Origin of the sequence: Streptomyces sp. HUAS TT7 (assembly GCF_051550175.1) — a bacterium.
Classification (GTDB): domain Bacteria; phylum Actinomycetota; class Actinomycetes; order Streptomycetales; family Streptomycetaceae; genus Streptomyces.
The window spans coordinates 462,897-479,616 of sequence record NZ_CP196175.1 but is presented as its reverse complement, the minus strand read 5'-3'; the positions used below and the strand labels follow the sequence as shown (position 1 = coordinate 479,616).

Annotated in this window: 13 protein-coding genes; 9 read left to right on the top strand and 4 right to left on the bottom strand. The window is 70.9% G+C overall.

What is annotated here, in order from left to right:
- Positions 1-5: 5 nt before the first annotated feature.
- The gene (locus ACSHXC_RS02290; protein ID WP_438289895.1) at positions 6-1,529 is read right to left on the bottom strand and encodes an MDR family MFS transporter; all 1,524 of its coding nucleotides are present in this window, start codon (positions 1,527-1,529) and stop codon (positions 6-8) included.
- Between the two features lie 161 nt (positions 1,530-1,690).
- On the opposite strand from ACSHXC_RS02290, the gene ACSHXC_RS02285 reads away from it, so the two are divergent.
- The 9 genes from ACSHXC_RS02285 (at position 1,691) to ACSHXC_RS02245 (ending at position 14,095) form a co-directional block, all read left to right on the top strand.
- Positions 1,691-2,311, top strand: coding sequence for a TetR/AcrR family transcriptional regulator (locus ACSHXC_RS02285; RefSeq protein WP_438289894.1), 621 nt, complete (start codon positions 1,691-1,693; stop codon positions 2,309-2,311).
- A 77-nt stretch (positions 2,312-2,388) separates the two neighbouring features.
- On the top strand, positions 2,389-3,486 hold the full coding sequence (locus ACSHXC_RS02280; RefSeq protein ID WP_438289893.1) for a hypothetical protein: 1,098 nt from the start codon (positions 2,389-2,391) through the stop codon (positions 3,484-3,486).
- A gap of 148 nt (positions 3,487-3,634) precedes the next feature.
- The gene (locus ACSHXC_RS02275) at positions 3,635-6,349 is read left to right on the top strand and encodes a helix-turn-helix transcriptional regulator (RefSeq protein WP_438296402.1); all 2,715 of its coding nucleotides are present in this window, start codon (positions 3,635-3,637) and stop codon (positions 6,347-6,349) included.
- Between the two features lie 299 nt (positions 6,350-6,648).
- A complete protein-coding gene (locus ACSHXC_RS02270; protein WP_438289892.1) occupies positions 6,649-7,788 on the top strand; it encodes a HesA/MoeB/ThiF family protein in 1,140 nt (379 codons plus the stop codon).
- Between the two features lie 18 nt (positions 7,789-7,806).
- Positions 7,807-8,670, top strand: coding sequence for a class I SAM-dependent methyltransferase (locus ACSHXC_RS02265; RefSeq protein WP_438289891.1), 864 nt, complete (start codon positions 7,807-7,809; stop codon positions 8,668-8,670).
- Positions 8,667-10,385, top strand: coding sequence for a M3 family oligoendopeptidase (locus ACSHXC_RS02260; RefSeq protein WP_438289890.1), 1,719 nt, complete (start codon positions 8,667-8,669; stop codon positions 10,383-10,385). The genes ACSHXC_RS02265 and ACSHXC_RS02260 overlap by 4 nt, the downstream gene beginning before the upstream one ends.
- Positions 10,382-11,176 carry a DUF3050 domain-containing protein gene (locus tag ACSHXC_RS02255; RefSeq protein WP_438289889.1) on the top strand — a complete coding sequence of 265 codons (795 nt, stop codon included), beginning with the start codon at positions 10,382-10,384 and terminating at the stop codon, positions 11,174-11,176. The genes ACSHXC_RS02260 and ACSHXC_RS02255 overlap by 4 nt, the downstream gene beginning before the upstream one ends.
- A gap of 14 nt (positions 11,177-11,190) precedes the next feature.
- Positions 11,191-12,360, top strand: coding sequence for a CapA family protein (locus ACSHXC_RS02250; RefSeq protein WP_438289888.1), 1,170 nt, complete (start codon positions 11,191-11,193; stop codon positions 12,358-12,360).
- A 106-nt stretch (positions 12,361-12,466) separates the two neighbouring features.
- Positions 12,467-14,095: a GMC oxidoreductase gene (locus tag ACSHXC_RS02245; protein ID WP_438289887.1), complete on the top strand. Its 1,629-nt coding sequence runs from the start codon at positions 12,467-12,469 to the stop codon at positions 14,093-14,095.
- Between the two features lie 55 nt (positions 14,096-14,150).
- Here the strand turns inward: ACSHXC_RS02245 and ACSHXC_RS02240 are convergent, their stop codons facing one another.
- The 3 genes from ACSHXC_RS02240 to ACSHXC_RS02230 form a co-directional block, all read right to left on the bottom strand.
- A complete protein-coding gene (locus tag ACSHXC_RS02240; protein WP_438289886.1) occupies positions 14,151-14,630 on the bottom strand; it encodes a carboxymuconolactone decarboxylase family protein in 480 nt (159 codons plus the stop codon).
- Entirely contained in the window at positions 14,627-15,709 is a 1,083-nt protein-coding gene (locus tag ACSHXC_RS02235) for an NAD(P)H-dependent amine dehydrogenase family protein (RefSeq protein WP_438289885.1), read from the bottom strand. Before ACSHXC_RS02235 ends, ACSHXC_RS02240 begins: the two co-directional genes overlap by 4 nt.
- A gap of 66 nt (positions 15,710-15,775) precedes the next feature.
- Positions 15,776-16,678 carry a carbohydrate-binding protein gene (locus ACSHXC_RS02230; protein WP_438289884.1) on the bottom strand — a complete coding sequence of 301 codons (903 nt, stop codon included), beginning with the start codon at positions 16,676-16,678 and terminating at the stop codon, positions 15,776-15,778.
- Positions 16,679-16,720: the final 42 nt, after the last annotated feature.

The following is a 16,720-nucleotide window of genomic DNA, read 5'->3' as shown; positions in this document are numbered from 1 at the left end:
CCGCCCTACACGGCGGCCTTGCTCGGCGCCTCCGCCTGGACGGGCTGGGGCTTGCCCCGGAGCGGGACCTCCTTGACGCTCAGCGCGGCGACGAAGGCCGCCGCGCACAGCACGGCCGAGGTCAGGAAGATCTGATGGGTGCCCCGGGCCACCGAATGCAGGTAGGCGTCCCTGGCCACGGCGGGCAGCTGCGCGAGCGTGTCGGCATCCGGCACACCGCCCGAGCCCGTGCCGGGCAGGTGGGCCGTGACGACGCCGGTGAACAGGGAGCCGAAGACCGCGACGCCCAGTGATCCGCCGATGGTGCGGAACAGGTTCATCGCGGCTGAGGCGGCCCCCATGTCGCGCATCTCGACGCTGTTCTGCGCCATCGTCATCACCATCTGCATCTGAGCGCCGAGCCCGATGCCCACCAGAGCCATGTAGCAACCGGTCACCGTGCGCGAGGTGTTGACGTCCATGGTGGACAGGAGGAACAGGCCGGCCGCCATGAAGGCCGCGCCCACCACGGGGAAGATCTTGTACTTGCCGGTGGCCGACATGTACCGGCCGCCGAGCTGCGAGACGAGCACCACCGGGATCATCATCGGCAGGAGCAGCAGCCCCGAGTCGGCCGCCGAGGCTCCCTGCACGGTCTGCTGGAACAGCGGCAGGTACAGGGCGCAGCCGAACATGACGACCCCGGCCACCAGGATCAGTGTGCACGCCAGCGGGACATTGCGGTGACTGGTGAACACCCTGAGCGGAAGCACCGGTTCGGCGGCCCGCCTCTGCGAGGCGATGAAGGCGGCCGTGCCCAGGGCGGCGAGCGTGAACAGGCCCAGGATCTGCCATGAGGTCCAGGCGTACGTCGATCCGGCCCAGGTCGCGGCCAGGACGAGCGCGCAGATGGTGGCCGTCATCAAGGTGATGCCCCGCCAGTCGACGCGTGCGGGTGAGCGGCGCGCGGGCAGGTGCAGCATCAGCAGGCACCAGACGAAGGCGACCGCGCCGAGCGGCAGGTTGAGGTAGAACGCCCAGCGCCAGCCGATGTGCCCGGTGACGAAACCGCCCAGCAGCGGGCCGCCGACCGTGCCGATCGCCATCACGGACGCGGTCATGCCCTGGTAGCGGCCGCGTTCGCGCGGCGGTACGAGGGAGGCGATGAGGGCGAAGGCGCCGGCACCGATGCCGCCGGCGCCCAGACCCTGGACCGCCCGGAAGACGATCAGCTGGGTCATCGACTGGGCGGCCCCGGACAGCGCCGAGCCCACCACGAACACGGCGACCGAGGCCAGATACATGTGCTTGCGGCCGTACAGATCGCCGAACTTCCCCCATACGGGAGTCGAGGCGGCCGTGGCCAGGGTGTACGCGGTGACGACCCAGGCGATGTGCTCCAGGCCGCCGAGGTCGCCGACGATCGTCGGCATCGCGGTGCCGACGACCATGTTGTCGAGCATCGACAGCAGCATCGCGAGCATGACACCGAGCAGCGCCCAGCGGACGTTCCGGGGCGCGGCGGCCGGTTCGGGTACGGATGCGGACATGGCTGATCACTCCTTCTACGAGGGACATGCGAGGGGTGCGGGAGAGCCGGGCGGAGGGGGGGCGGAGCGGCGTGCCCGGCCGTTCCAAAAAACCACACTCACTAAAAAAGTGCAACGAGTCAACTTTTCGATCGTGGCAACCCGGAGGTAGGCTGATCGTCATGACCGAGACGATGGGGCGCCGGGAGCGCAAGAAGGCGGCCACCCGGCAGGCGCTGGCCGACGCGGCGCTCGAGCTGTTCCTGGAGCGGGGCTACGACCGGGTCGGCATCAAGGACATCGCCGACGCCGCCGATGTGTCGACGACGACGCTGTTCAAGCACTTCTCCGGCAAGGAGGCGCTGGTCTTCGACGACGACGCCGGGCAGGAGGCGGCCCTCGTGGCCGCGGTGCGCGAACGCCCCAAGGGCTGGTCCATTCCCGCGGCCCTGCGCGAGCACATCCTCAAGAACAAGATCGACGCCGGAGCTGGGGACTCCGAATTCGCCCGGTTCATCGCGCTCGTCGACGCCACCCCGGCGCTGCGCGACTACGCGCACCGCATGTGGCTGCGCCACGAGGCGGCCCTGGCCCAGGCGATCGCCGAGGACATCGGCGCCGCGAAGGACGATCCCGTGTGCGCGGCGCTGGCGAGGTTCGCCCTGGAGACCTTGAGCCTGGCGCGAGCGGCGACCGATTCGCGCAGGTCGGTGGAGTCCGCCTTCGCGCTGCTCGAACAGGGGTGGCAGGCGGCGGCTCCCGCCAGGGGAGGGGAGCGCCGGAGGGCGCCTTCCGCGCCCTGACTCCGAGGCGACGTAACCTTCCTGTGGCCCGGCCGGGGTACACCCGACCCGGCGTACCGGAAAGGAACAACGTCCAGGTGAGAGCAGTGTTCGGCGTTCTCGGCGCCGTCCTCGTGCTCGGGATCTTCTCCTCGGTGCTGCGCACCCTGGTGATTCCCCGGCCGACCCGATCCAGCTTCACCCGGATCGTCCAGCAGGCCGTGCGCTGGCCCTTCCAGCGGGTGGCCGACCTGTTGCGCGGGGCCGAGGCCAAGGACTGGGTGCTCGCGCCGGTCGCGCCGCTGTCCATCGTGGTCACCCTGATGGGCTGGCTGCTCTTCTTCATGATCGGCTACGGGCTGCTCGAAGCGGCGGTGAGCGGGCTCGGTCTGCGGGAGTCGATGACCGAGTCCGGCTCCTCGCTCTTCACCCTCGGCTTCGCCGCCGGCAACCGGGCCAGCCTGAATGCGATCGACTTCTGCGCGGCGGCCACCGGGCCGATCGTCATCGGCCTTCAGATCGGCTATCTGCCCACCCTGTACGCCGCCTATCAGCGCCGCGAAACCGAGGTCACCCTGCTCCAGGCCCGCGCCGGCAGCCCGCCCTGGGGGCCCGAGATCCTCGCCCGGTACGCGCAGGTCGAGTTGGTGAACAGCATCGGCGAACTGTTCGCCGGCTGGGAGCGGTGGAGCGCCGAGGTGGGGGAGAGCCACACCACCTACCCGGTCCTCATCCACTTCCGCTCCCCGAAGGCGACCCGCAACTGGCTGATCGCCCTCCTTTCGGTGATGGACGCGGCCGCGCTGCAACTCGCCTTCAACCCGTCCCAGCCGCAGTCCGACGTACGGATGGCGCTGCGCGCGGGATTCGTCTGCCTCCGCGACATCGCCGACCTCCAGGGCATCCCGTACGACCCCGATCCCCACCCGGACGGCCCGCTGGTACTGACCTACGAGGACTTCCTGGTCGGGGTGGCGAGGATGCGGGAGCAGGGCTATCCCGCCGAGCGCAGCCCCGAGGAGGCGTGGCCGCACTTCCGGGGGTGGCGGGTCAACTACGAGGCGCTTGCCATGCGGATCGCGCGGGACATCGACGCCGTACCCGCGCCGTGGTCCGGGCCGCGGCGCACTCCGGTCGCCATCCGCACCCCGGTGACCCCGATCAACCGCAAACCGGCGCCGGCCGTCAAGCCCTGACCCGTCCCGAACCGCCGTGCCCCGAAGGACAGATCGGGATGAACACGGGCGCCCCGTCCGCCGTATACAAGGTGTTGGAGCGGGCGTCGCCCGGCTCACCCGGCGACGCGACGGTGAGGTGTGGGGACGGGGGAAAGCGCAAGTGACGATGTCAGCGGAGCCACTGGCCGGGCGCGAATCGGAACGGCACGTTCTCAGTGGGGTGCTCAGGCGCCTCGGCGAGGGCAGGACACAGGCGGTGGAGATCACCGGCGAGCCGGGGACGGGCAAGACGCGACTGCTCGACGAACTGGGGCACATGGCCCTCGCGCGCGGTCGCGTGGTGAAGAGGGGCACAGCACTGGCGAGCCCCGACGGAGCGTGCGCGCTGTTCGCCGATGCGGGCGGGGGCTCGGTGGACCTGCGCGAAGCCGTGGAGGCGGCCGCGTCCGCAGGGGGCCCGGTCGTGCTGCTCGACAGCCTCCAGTGGGCGGCCGGCGACCGGCTGGCCGTGCTCGACGACCTGTTACGGCGGCCGCCGAAGACCCCCGTACTGTTCGGGCTCGCCTATCGGCACCGGCAGGCCTCGCCCCGGCTGCGCGCGCTGCTGGCGTCCGCGGAGGCCGGGCCGGTCGACGTCACGCGGATCGCGCTCGGTCCGCTCGCACGCGGCGAAGCCGCAGCCCTGCTCGGAGGCGACGGCGGAGACTTCCCCGCACTGTTCCGGGAATCCCGCGGAAATCCGCTCTACCTGCGACTCCTGGCGAGCGCCCGCGCACGGGGCGGACCCGGCGGTGCGGGGACCGATGCCGTGACGGCGCGGTTCGAGGCCGAGGTCACCGCGGAACTCGCCCGGGTCTCGGCGACCGCCCGCCAAGTGGCGAGGGCGGCCGCGGTGGTGGGGGAGTCCTTCACCTCGGAACTCGTCGCGGGTGCGGCGGGGCTGTGCGAGCTGCCGGCCCTCGCGGCCATCGACGAACTCGTGGGCGAGGACCTGGTCAGGCCGGTCGCAGCACCGCGCAGCTTCGCCTTCCGGCACCCGCTGCTGCGCGACGTGGTCTACCGCAGCGCCCTGCCCGGCTGGCGCGTCGCGGCCCACACCGCTGTCGCCTCGGCCCTGACGCACCATCAGGCGGATCCGGCGGCCTGCGCCCGCCATGTGGAACACGCCGCGCGCCCCGGCGACCGCGAGGCGGTCCGGGTCCTCGTGGAGGGCGCCCACCTGATGCGCTTCAGGCAGCCGGACAGCGCCGTACGCTGGCTGCACACCGCCCTGCGGCTGCTTCCCGCGGATGCTCAAGTACAGCGTGCCCGGCTCCAGTTCAGGCTGGCCCAGCTGCTCGGCGCGGTCGGACGGCTCCGCGAGAGCCGCGAACTCCTGCACACCGCCCTGGAGGTGCTGCCGCGTGAGCCGGCCGGAGCGTATGCCGAGGCGGTCGCCACCTGCGCGCTGGTCGAGCGGTCACTGGGCCGGCGTGCCGAGTCCCGCTGCCTGCTCGTCAATGCCCTGCAAGGTCCCACGGCACGGGACGCCGGCGCGAGCGGCGTCCTCGAATTCGCCCTCGCCAGCGCCGACTTGGCCGAGGGCCGGGCCGCGGACTGCGCGGCGCGGGCCGAACGTGGTCTCGCCGAGGCCCTGCGCCACGGCCGACGCCCGCTGGCCGCAACGGCGCACGGGCTTCTGTCGCTCACCGGAGTGCTCACCGGCAAGGTGGCCTCGGCCCGGGCGCACTGCGCCTCGGCGGCGGGTCTGGTGGACGGCCTGCTCGACGGGCAGCTGACCGAAGAGCTCGACGCGATGGTGTGGCTGGGGTGGAGCGAGACCATGCTCGGCCGGCCCTGGGCGGCGCTGAGGCATCTGGACCGTGCTCTCGCCCTCGCGCGCGACTCGGGGCGCGAGGTCGCGCTGACCCATCTCCTCATCGCCCGCGCCTTCGCCACCCATGTGTCCGGGCGTCTTGGCGAAGCCACGGCCGCCGCCAGGGAAGCGGTGGAGACGGCGGACCGCTGCGGCGCGGAGGAGGCCCGTGGCGGGGCGCTGGCCATGGCCTGCCGGATCGCCGTCGCGACCGGGGAGCTCGACGGCGCGCTGCGGGCCGGTGCGGCGGCGAGGGAGCACAGGGCGGCGGGCGGCGGATGGTTCGGGGCGACCGCGGCACGCGCCCTCGCCGAGGCCCGGCTCGCGGCGGGGGACACCGCGGCCTGCCTCGCGGCGCTGGAGGAGGTGGGCGGCCGGGAGCTGAGCGGGCCGGACGCCTGGTCGAAGGTCGACTGGTTCGAGCTGCTCACCCGCGCCCGGCTCGCCGAGGGCAGGCTCGACGAAGCCGCGCGGTGGGCCGAGCGGGCCGTCGCCGCGGCCCGGCCGCTCGGGTTGCCGGGCCGCAGCGGCCTCGCCCGGCTCGCCCTGGCTCAGGTGCGTGCCGCCGAGCGGTCCGACAGCGCGTACGCGATCGCCGCTGCCGCCTACGACGGGCTCGCGGCGGCAGGCCAGGTGATCGACGCGAACCGGGCCCGTCTGACGGGCGCCATCGCGCTCGCGGCCCGTGGCGAGGTGCGGCGCGGCGTCGCCGAACTGGCCGCCGCCCACCGGACGTTCGTCACCTGCGGGGCCCGCCCGCTCGCCCGCAGCGCCTCGACCGAGCGGCGCAGGATCGCCGCACAGCAGCCCCGGGGCGCGGCGAAGCCCGCCCTCTCGCAGCTCACCCGGCGGGAGGGCGAAGTGGCCACGCTGGTGAGCGAAGGGTTGACGAACCGTCAGATCGCGCAGCGCCTCCAGGTGACCGAGAAGACCGTCCAGATGCATCTGTCCAACGCCTTCACGAAGCTCGGCGTGCCCTCGCGCGCCGCGCTGGCCAGCGCCGTCGTCCGCGCGGCCCTCGCCTGAGCGCGCCGCCACCTGGGGTATGTGCCAATACCCGTACCCCACCCGCTCCTTGCACGCTGGATCGTGTCCAGCCCAAGAGCATCCGGGGAGGTGAAAGACCATGTCGATCGTCCTCAAGACCCGCAAGACGAGCATCGCCGGCCGCGCAGTGGCCACCTGATGAGCCGACGCGGGCGCGCGGGGGCCCTCCGCGCGCCCGCCCCGGCGGCCGGGTCGCACGCGCCCGGCCGCCGGGCCCGAATCCGAGGAACAGCGCACCCACACACAGACCGGAACGAGCCAATACGGGGGGCGGCGCCATGCCGCAGAACCAGCCCAAGCCACGGATCAAACCGACCCTGCCGGTGTACCGCGTGGCGGACCAGATCTACGTTCAACTGTCAGGAAAGTGCGTCGAGTTGCCGGACCCGGACGGCACCGTCGAGCAGTTCGTCGGGCTGCTTGACGGAACCAGGACGGTGCCGGAAGTGCACCGCGCGCTGCAGGCCGCCGGCCGGGACATCACCCCGGCCGAAGTCGAGTCCGGAGTCGCCGAGTTCGACCGTGCGGGCCTCTTGGAGGACGGCTCCGCGGAGCCCGGACTCGACGGCCACGACCAGGAACGCTGGAAGCGCAACCTCGGCTTCCTGGAGAACTACAGCGACCTGTCGACCAGCAAGTACGAACTCCAGCGCAAGCTGCGCGACTACCGGGTCGTCCTGCTCGGCCTCGGCGGGGTGGGCAGCCACCTGTTGTTCGACCTGGTGGGCCTCGGGGTGCGGGACATCCGGATCGTGGACTTCGACACGGTGGAGCTGTCCAACCTCAACCGTCAGATCCTCTACCGCGAGGCCGACCTGGGCCGCGCGAAGATCGAGGTCGCCGCCGAGCGCATCCTCGCCTACGACCCGCTCGTCAAGCTGGACACCCGCGCCACCTACATAGGCTGTGCCGACGAGGCGCTCGCCGTCGTCGAGGGACGCGAACTCGTCCTGTCCGCCGTCGACATGCCGAAGATGCAGGTCGTCAACTGGATCAACCAGGCCTGTGTGAAGGCCGGAGCGACCCTGATCACCGGGGGAGTGGACAGCCGCCGCATCGCGTACTACACGATGATCCCCGGCGTGACCGGCTGCGTGGAGTGCTGGAAGGCGGACGTCGCCGAACACGACCGGCTCTCGGCCGACCTGGCGGTCAAGAAGACCGAATGGGCGGACGCCACCACCGAGCCCCGCTTCCCCGAGGACATGTCGGCCTTCGGCGCGCTGGTCACCCTCTACACCGCGCACGTCCTCGCCGAGGTCGTCCGCCTGGCCACCGGCATCGCGCCTCCGCTGTCCCAAGGGCGCCTGCTTGAGGTCTACTTCGACGACGGTGTGCCGCGCGAGTCCGAGCGGTGGAGCCGCCGCCCCGACTGCCCCGTCTGCGCCCGCCCCCGCGCCGCGCGCACGGCGGCCTGAGCGGGAGGGGCACAGACGATGCGTACCGCACGCGTCACCACCATGGCGCCCGCCGAACCCGAACGCTGCATCGGCCGCAACCGGGAACTGTGGGACCACTGGACCGGGTTCCACGTGGGAAGCGACCACTACGACGTCAAGGGTTTCCTCGACGGCCGCAGCTCCCTGGAGTTCTTCGAGGAGGCCGAGCTGGGGGACGTCTGCGGCCGCTCCCTGATCCACCTCCAGTGCCACTTCGGCCTCGACACGCTGAGCTGGGCGCGCCGCGGCGCCCGTGTGACCGGCGTCGACTTCTCACCCGAGGCCACCGCCCAGGCCCGGAAACTGGCCCAACTGGCCGATCTGAAAGCCGAGTTCAGGTGTGCGGAGGTGTACGGTCTGCCCGCGGAGCTCGATGGCCGTTTCGACATCGTGTACGTCTCGTTCGGCTCGGTCGTCTGGCTGCCGGACATCGCCCGCTGGGCGCGCGCGGCGGCCCGCCTCCTGGCACCCGGCGGCATCTTGTACGTGGCCGAGTACCACCCGGTCGTCCACACCCTCGACTTCGACGACGCCACGCTCGAACCTGTGGTGCGCTACCCGTACTTCGACCGCACACAGCCGATCGCGCACGAACTGGGGGGCACCTACGCCGACTCCGCCGACGACGTCACCGAGTCCGGCTACACCTGGGCCCACTCGCTCGGCGCCATCGTCACGAGCGTGCTCGACGCCGGGCTGCGACTGGACTTCCTGCACGAGTTCGGGTCCGTCTGGTTCCCGGTGCTGCCCTATCTGGAGCGTGGCGAGGACGGCAGGTACCGGCTGCCCCAGCGGATCGAGGGCGAACTGCCCCTGCTGTTCTCGCTGCGTGCGACCCTGCCGGAGGCACCGCCGTCATGAAATGGGACCTCGCCTCCCTGGCCCCGCCGCCCTCCGGCCCGGCCGTCACCGCCCGGGCCAGGGGCTGTGCCGAGCGCTGGCGCGGCAGGGTCGCCGGACTCGGCCCGCGCGACCTGTCCCGCCTCCTGGCCGAACTCGGCCACGTCCAGGCGGGGTTGACGCACTTGGTGTCGTACGCGTCCCTGCACCAGGCGCTCGACGTGTTCGGCGAGCAGGGCGCGGAACTCGCCCTGGCCGCCGGCTCGGCCGCCGAGGATGTCGACCGCGCCGTGAGTTTCTTCGAGGCCGAATGGCAGGCCGTGTCCGAGGACCGGGTGGCCGATCTGCTCGCGGACCCGGCGCTGGCCCCCTACCGTCACCTCCTGCGCACCGTACGGGCGGCGGGGGCGCACCTGCTGCCGCCCGCCCAGGAGGAGGCCCTGGCCGCCCGTGAGCCGCTCGCGCAGGCCTGGGCGCTGCTGCACGACCGGTTGCGGGCGCCGCTCGACGAAGCCTGGGGCGACCTCGCCCACGCCGACCGGGACGTCCGGAAGCGGGCGTACGACGTCCTGGTACGGGGCCTCGAACCGCACGCTGCCTCTCTGGCCCTCGCCTACGACGCTCTCGTCGCCGACCGGCTGGCCGTGGACCGGCTCCGAAGGCTGCCGGGGCCGCGTGCGCTGAGCGACTTCGACAACCACCTCGACCCGGCGGCGGTCGACGGCATGCTCGCCGAGATCGAGGCCCAACGCGGCCTGGCACAGCGGTGGTTCACCCACAAGGCGCGTGCACTGGGAGGCAAGTCCCTGTCGCCCTGGGACGAGCGGGCACCACTCCTTGCGGCCGACCGCATCGACCTCCCGACAGCGGTGGACACCGTACTGACGGCGTTCGCCCGGATCTCCCCGGCCTTCGCGTGGACCGCCCGGAGAATCGTGACGGAGGGCCGCGTCGACGCGGTACCCCGGGCCGGGCGGGTCTCGCGCACCTTCTCGCTGCCGGTACCGTCCGAGCGGACCTGCTTCGTCCTTGTCGGCTTCGACGGCAGGCCCGCCGACGTCCTTGACCTGGCCCACGAGCTGGGGCACGCGGTCGCCTTCACGCTGGCCGCCGAGGCGCAGCCCACGCTCGTCTTCGACGCCCCGACCGCGCTCGGCGAGGTACCCGCGTGCGTCGCCGAACTGGCCGTCCTCGACCTGCTCGCCACCGAGGGCGATCCCGCACAGGCGGCCCGAGCCGCCGAGCACTGGGTCGACCGCTGCGTGACGACCGTGTTCCGGCAGGCCCTGATCACCTCCTTCGAGCAGTCGGCGTACGACCTGCGGCGCGCGGGCCGGGTCTTGGACGCCACGCTGCTCGGCGATCTGTGGCAGCAGGCCCACAGCGACTGCTACGGCGGCTCCCTCACCCTCGGCAGGCTGCACCGGCTCGGGTGGATGTGCATTCCACACCTCTTCCACAGCCGCTTCTACAACTACGCCTACGCGTTCGCGGGCCTGTCCGCACTGGGGCTGCACGAGGTGCGCGGGCGCGACACGGCCGCGTTCGGCCGGGACTTCACCGCCTTCCTGCGCACCGGCGGCAGCGCCCCGCCGCACGAACAACTGGCCCGGCTCGGCCTGCGGATCGACGACCCGGGTACCTGGCGCTCGGCTCTCGACGCCGTCCGCAGTCGGCTCGACCTTCTCACCGATCCACGAACCGATTCCCGCCCTCTGCACCGGAGTGAAGCATGACGAACGACCGCTACCTGTGGAACCGCACCAACCCCGGACTCACCCGGCTGTACGAGGCGATCACCGCCGAACGGGCGCTGATCGTGGAGCACCCCATGTATCCCCTGCTCGACAGCCTCGACCGGATCAGGGTGTTCCAGGAACACCACGTCTTCGCGGTGTGGGACTTCATGTCGCTCCTCAAGGGCCTCCAGCGGGAGCTCACCTGTGTCGGAGTGCCGTGGGTCCCGCAGGGGCCGCCGACGAGCCGTCGGCTGATCAACGACATCGTCCTTGCCGAGGAGAGCGACGAGGTCGGCGACGGTTACCTGAGCCACTTCGAGCTGTATCTGCGGTCCATGGAGGAGGCCGGAGCCGGCACCGGACCGATCCGCTCCTTCCTCGACCGGCTCAGGGAGGACACTCCCGTCCGAGAGGCGCTCAAGCTCGCCGAAGCCCCCCCGGCCGCGGCCGACTTCGTCGCCGAGACGTGGGGCATCATCGAGTCGTCTCCCGTGCACTGCCAGGCGGCCGCGTTCGCCTTCGGCCGTGAGGACCTCATCCCCGACATGTTCGACCGTGTCCTGCGCATCGAGGGAGCGCAGGCCCAACTCGCCACGTTCAAGGACTACTTGGTCCGGCACATCGCCCTCGACGGCGAGCAGCACACCCCGATGGCCATGCAGATGCTGATCGACCTGTGCGGGGACGAGGCGCCGAAGTGGGCCGAGTGCGCCGTCACGGTGCGCCGCGCGTTCGCCGCCCGGCACACCCTGTGGACCGCGGTCGCCGACCGCGTCGCACGGGTCTGAGTACGGACCCCGTGATGGCCGTCAGGACCATCGCCGCGGTCGGCGACGTACTGATCGACCGGGTGCGGCCGAACCGGGCACTCGAAGGGGTGGCTCCGGTCCTGGCCGCGGCGGACCTGGTCTTCGGCAACTTCGAAGGCGTACTGACCGACCGGCACGGCCCGATGCCGGGGATGACCGCGTCGACCGTCGTGGCGACCGCCAACGCCGTGCCGCTGTCCGTCTTCGACGTCATGTCCGTGGCCAACAACCATGCGATGGACGCCGGTCGTGGCGGCCTCGACGACACGCTCGACACCCTGGCGGCGCACGGCGTCGAGACCGTCGGGGCGGGGAAGTCGATCGAGGAGGCGCTCAGGCCGGCCGTCCTGCGGGTGGGCAGCGTGCGCGTCGCGCTGGTGGCCTGTACGTCCGTGCTGCCGGTGGGCACTCACGCGGGGCCGTCCGCCCCCGGCGTGGCAGCGCTGCGCGCCGAGGACTGCTACACCGCGCCGCTGCCCGGCCACGTGTGCCCCGGGCTGCCCGCGAAGGTGGTGTCGGTCCTGGACGAGCACGACTGGGCGCAGGTCGAGAAGGCGGTGCGGGACGCCCGAGCCCGGGCCGACCTGGTGGTGGCCAGCGTGCACTGGGGCGACCACACGCGGCCCTGGGTGATCACCGAGCACGAGCGGCTGTGTGCCGAACTCCTCGCGGGCGCCGGCGCGGACCTCGTGCTCGGACACCATCAACACCTCTTCAAGGGAGTCGGGTTCATCGACGGGACGCCGGTGTTCCACGGGCTCGGGCACATCGTGTTCGACATGCCGCGCTTCGCCGACGACCTGCGTTCCCGTGGCTTCGACGTGGACCGGGCCACTCCGGACGATCTGGAGGAGGCGTTCGGTGAGTACGGCTTCTACCCGCGGCCGGGAAGTCCGGAATTCCCCTTCCATCCGAGCGCCCGGATCACCGCCGTGGCGATCGTGGAGCTCGACGACGACGGCATCGGACGGTGTGGCCTTGTGCCCTGTTTCATCGGCTCGGACGGCATCGCCCGGCCCGTGCCCCGCAGGGGCGACCGCTGGAACGAGGTGACCGGTTATCTCCGGGCGGGCATGTCCCGGGGGCGGTTCTCCACGGCGCTGCGAGACCGGGGCGAATCGTTCGGGGGCAGCCCGCTGCTCGCCCTGGAAGAGGGCGCTTAACCGGCCACAAATTACCTATCGGTATCTAGTGACTTATCAGGCAAGCGCCAGTAGAACCTGTTCTCACTCCATCGAGAGTGAGGAATGTCACATGAGTGACAATACCATGCAAACTTCAGGTTCCCCGGGTGTTTCTCGGCGAAGATTCATCGCTGGAACGGGTTCTATTCTCGGTGCCGCCGCCCTAGTCGGTCACGGCACCGCGGCGCATGCGGCGACCGTCGCCCAGGCCGCCCCCATCGGAGACGGTGCCCATGTCCCGGTGCTTGTCATCGGCACCGGATACGGCGGTTCGGTCGCCGCGCTGCGGCTCGCCCAGGCGGGCGTCGACGTGCAGATGATCGAGATGGGCATGGCCTGGGACACCCCCGGCTCGGACGGCAAGATCTTCTGCAACACGACCGCGCCGGACTACCGCTCGTACTGGCTGCGTACCAAGACGAAGCAGCCGCTGAGCAACTTCTTCGGCATTCCGATCGACCGGGACATCCCCCGCTACACCGGCATCCTGGACGCCGAGGACTTCAGCGGCATCACCGTCTACCAGGGCCGCGGCGTCGGAGGCGGTTCGCTGGTCAACGGCGGCATGGCGGTCACGCCCAAGCGCGAGAACTTCGGCGCCATCCTCCCGTCCGTCAACCCCGACGAGATGTACAACACCTACTACCCGCGCGCCAACGCCGGACTCGGCTCGGGGCTCATCGACCCGGCCTGGTTCGACACTGTGGACTGCTACCAGTTCGCCCGCGTCGGCCGCAAGCAGGCGGGGCGCTCCGGCTTCCCGTTCGTGTTCGTCCCCGACGTGTACGACTGGGACTACATGAAGCAGGAGTCGGCCGGAACCGTCCCCAAGTCGGCCGTCGCGGGCGAGATCCTGTACGGCAACAACTACGGCAAGAAGTCGCTCCAGAAGACCTATCTGGCACAGGCCAGGTCGACCGGCAGGGTCACCATCTCCCCGCTGCACAGGGTCACTTCGGTGTCCCCGGGCTCCGGCGGCTACACCGTCGTCATCGAGCAGCTCAACACCAGCGGCGACGTCACCGCGACCAAGACCGTCACCTCGGACAAGGTGTTCTTCGCGGCCGGCAGCGTCGGCACCAGCAAACTCCTCGTGAAACTGAAGGCCACCGGCGCGCTGCCCAACCTCAACGGCGAGATCGGCCGAGGCTGGGGCGACAACGGCAACGTCATGTGCGGCCGCGCCAACTACATGTGGGACCCCACCGGCAAGGTCCAGGCGTCCATCCCGTGCGGCGGCATCGACAACTGGAATGCGGGTGGTGCGTTCGCCGAAGTCGCGCCGCTGCCCACTGGCATCGAGACGTACGCCTCGTTCTACCTGTCGATCACCAAGAACCCCAACCGCGGCACGTTCTCCTGGAACCCCACGGCAGGGCGGGTCGACCTGGACTGGCAGACCGCCTGGAAGCAGGCGTCCATCGACATGGCCAAGACCATCTTCGACAAGATCAACGCGACGGAGGGGACGATCTACCGCACCGACCTGTTCGGCGCGTACAAGATCTGGAACGACACGCTCACCTACCACCCGCTGGGCGGCGCGGTGCTCAACAAGGCGACCGACAACTACGGGCGCCTGTACGGCTATCCGGGCCTGTACGTCATCGACGGCTCGCTGATCCCGGGCAACACCAGCGTCAATCCGTTCGTCACTATCACGGCGCTCGCCGAACGGAACATCGAGAAGATCATCGCCGCCGATCTCACGTGACGGCGCGAACGCGGGGCCGCCCGGGACGCCGGACGGCCCCTTTCAGTGCGTCTTTTCAGTGCGTCGGCAGCACGCACACCGAGTCGAGGCCGAGCACGTGGTTGAGCCGGCCGAACGCCAGCCACGAGCCGATGCTCATGCTCAGCTCCACGATCTCGACCTGGCTGTAGTGCGCGGTCATCCGCGCCCAGAACTCCTCGTCGAGGCCGTGGTGGTCGAGCGCGTACCGCTCGGCGTACTCGGCGGCCAGCCGCGTACGGTCGTCGAAGGCTTCCGTGGTGCGCCACTCCGTGACCGCGTCGGCGAACGTCTCCTCGACCTTCTCGCCGTCCCGGTCGGTCCGCCAGTCCAGACAGAAATGGCAGCCGTTGATCTGCGCGATCCGCAGCCGCGCGGCCTCGAACTCCCGCAGCCCCAGGGTCGTATGGGAGTAGACGGACAGGGAGAAGTTCGCGGCGGCCATGCCGATGCCGGGGACCATGTCGCCCCACACGTACCCGATCGGCTCCTGGCCCTCGGGGATGTCGATTCTCATCGTTGCTTCCTTCCGAGTCTGCCGACTGCCGGGCGCAGCGGTACGTCGAGCGCGTCATAGAGGCCGGGTTCCGCGGCCACCAGCCAGTCGATGGCATTCACCAGGCGGCCGACCGCGGTGGCGTTGCCGCCCGCGGACCGGTTCTCGCCCTCATCACTCGCCTCGACGGTGACCTCGATGCGCGGGCGCCCCTCGACGACGACCCGGTGCGCCCCGTCGCCGCCGCCGGGCGGGACCGGCCAGTCCGGGGCGCAGGAGGGGTGGATGCGAGTGACGTGCTCGATGACGATGCGCGGCTCGCCCTCGACGATGCCCTGCACCTCGAACCGCACCGCGCCCTGCGTGCCTGCCTCGAAGGTGCCCATCGTGCGGGTGCTCACCGTGGCATCGAGCGCGCGCCGGTCCATGGTCTCGCGGATCTCATCGAGCTCGACGCCCAACGCCCTTGCCATGAGGCGCAGTTGACCACCCCACACCATGGTGGGGATGGACGGCGCGAGCATGAGCGGCTCGTACTCCATCGGATGCCCCATGCCGATCAGATGGCGGACCGAGTCCTCCTGGTCGTACGTGGAGTAGTCGAAGATCTCCTGGCAGCGGATCGCGTCCACGGTGCTGCCGAGGCCGCTGATCAGGAGGGGCAGTACGTCGTTGCCCCAGCCCGGGTCGACGCCGGAGACGAACAGGGATCCGCCGCCCTCCGCGACGGCGGCGAGCACCGGGTCCCGGAATTCCGGCGGGGCGCTGCGGTGGTCGTAGAGCGGATACAGCGCGGGGGTGACCACCACGGCGCCCGCCCGCATCGCGCGGGTGACGTCGGCGACGGCCTCGTCGGGCCGGATGTCACCGGATGCCGCGTACACGACGGCCCGGGGGCCGGCGGCGAGCACGGCCTCGATGTCGTCAGTGGCGGCGACGTCCGACTGGCCGTCCATACCTGCGAGTTGAGCGGCGTCACGGCCGACCTTGGCCGGGTCGTGGACCAGGACGGCCGCGAGTTCAAGCTCCGGATGGGCCGCGACGGCACGTATCGCCGCACGGCCGACATTGCCGGTACCCCAGACAACCGTGGAAATCATGCGCGGAGAGTAGCGAGACGGCCCTGAGGTTCCTAGTGCCGTGCCCGGAAAAAGATGGGGCTGCCTCTACTGACGCACGGTCCAGTGGTCGTCGGCGCCCGCCTGGATGAAGTTCAACTGCGGGCAGAGGAAGTCCTGTCCGGACGGATTCTCATCGGTCCAGGGCGAGTCGGACGGGCTCGCGGGCTTCCAGGTGCCGTTGTGGCGGAGCTCTATCGCGCTGCTGTCGAAGACGGTGTTGCGTGCCTCGGTGCAGTAGTAGCCCGTGCCGGTCGAGGGGTTCACGCTCGCGTATATCTCGAACATGTCCCACCCGTGGTCGAGCCCGCTCTGGTCCTGACCGGACTGGCGATACAGCAACTCCCATCGCGCGGAACGGTAGTTGTAGAGGTACGACGACCAGCTGTTGCCGGAGCCGGGGTCCCGCACGAGCTGGACGCTGTAGGCGAGTTCGTTCCCGGAGGGCCGGGTGTACTTCGCCTTGAAGTCCGCGTCGACGGCGACCGTCTTGGCCGGGCCGCCCGCCCCGCACCAGTCCCAGGCCCATATCTCATTGCCGCTGTTCCAGTAGGCGGTGACCACCTCCATGCAGGAGTTCTGTGCCTTGGTGGTGGGTGCGTAAGTGAAGTTGCCGGCATCGCTCACCCGGTAGCCCGGGTCGACGGTGTGGGTCGCGGTGATGCCGTCGTGGGTGCCCGGCTGGGGGAACACACCCCACCAATTGTGGGTGGGCTCGGCCTGGTTCGTGCGGAAAGCGGTGCTGCGACCCTTCTTGAGGGCCGCTACGGCGCGGTCTCGCGCCGGGTTGTGGTCCGGGGTGCGGGCCCCGGCCACCGTGCCGCGATGGGGGGCGTTCGGGGAGGGTGTGGTGGCGGGGTGCGCGGTGGCGGGGTGGGCGCTCTGCGTCGAGGCGAGCCCTGCGGCGGCGGTGAGCAGGGCTGCGGCCAGGGCGGTTCTGTGTCGTCTCATGGGTGGCTCCTCCAGGACCGTGCGTCATGGATGTGACGAGGG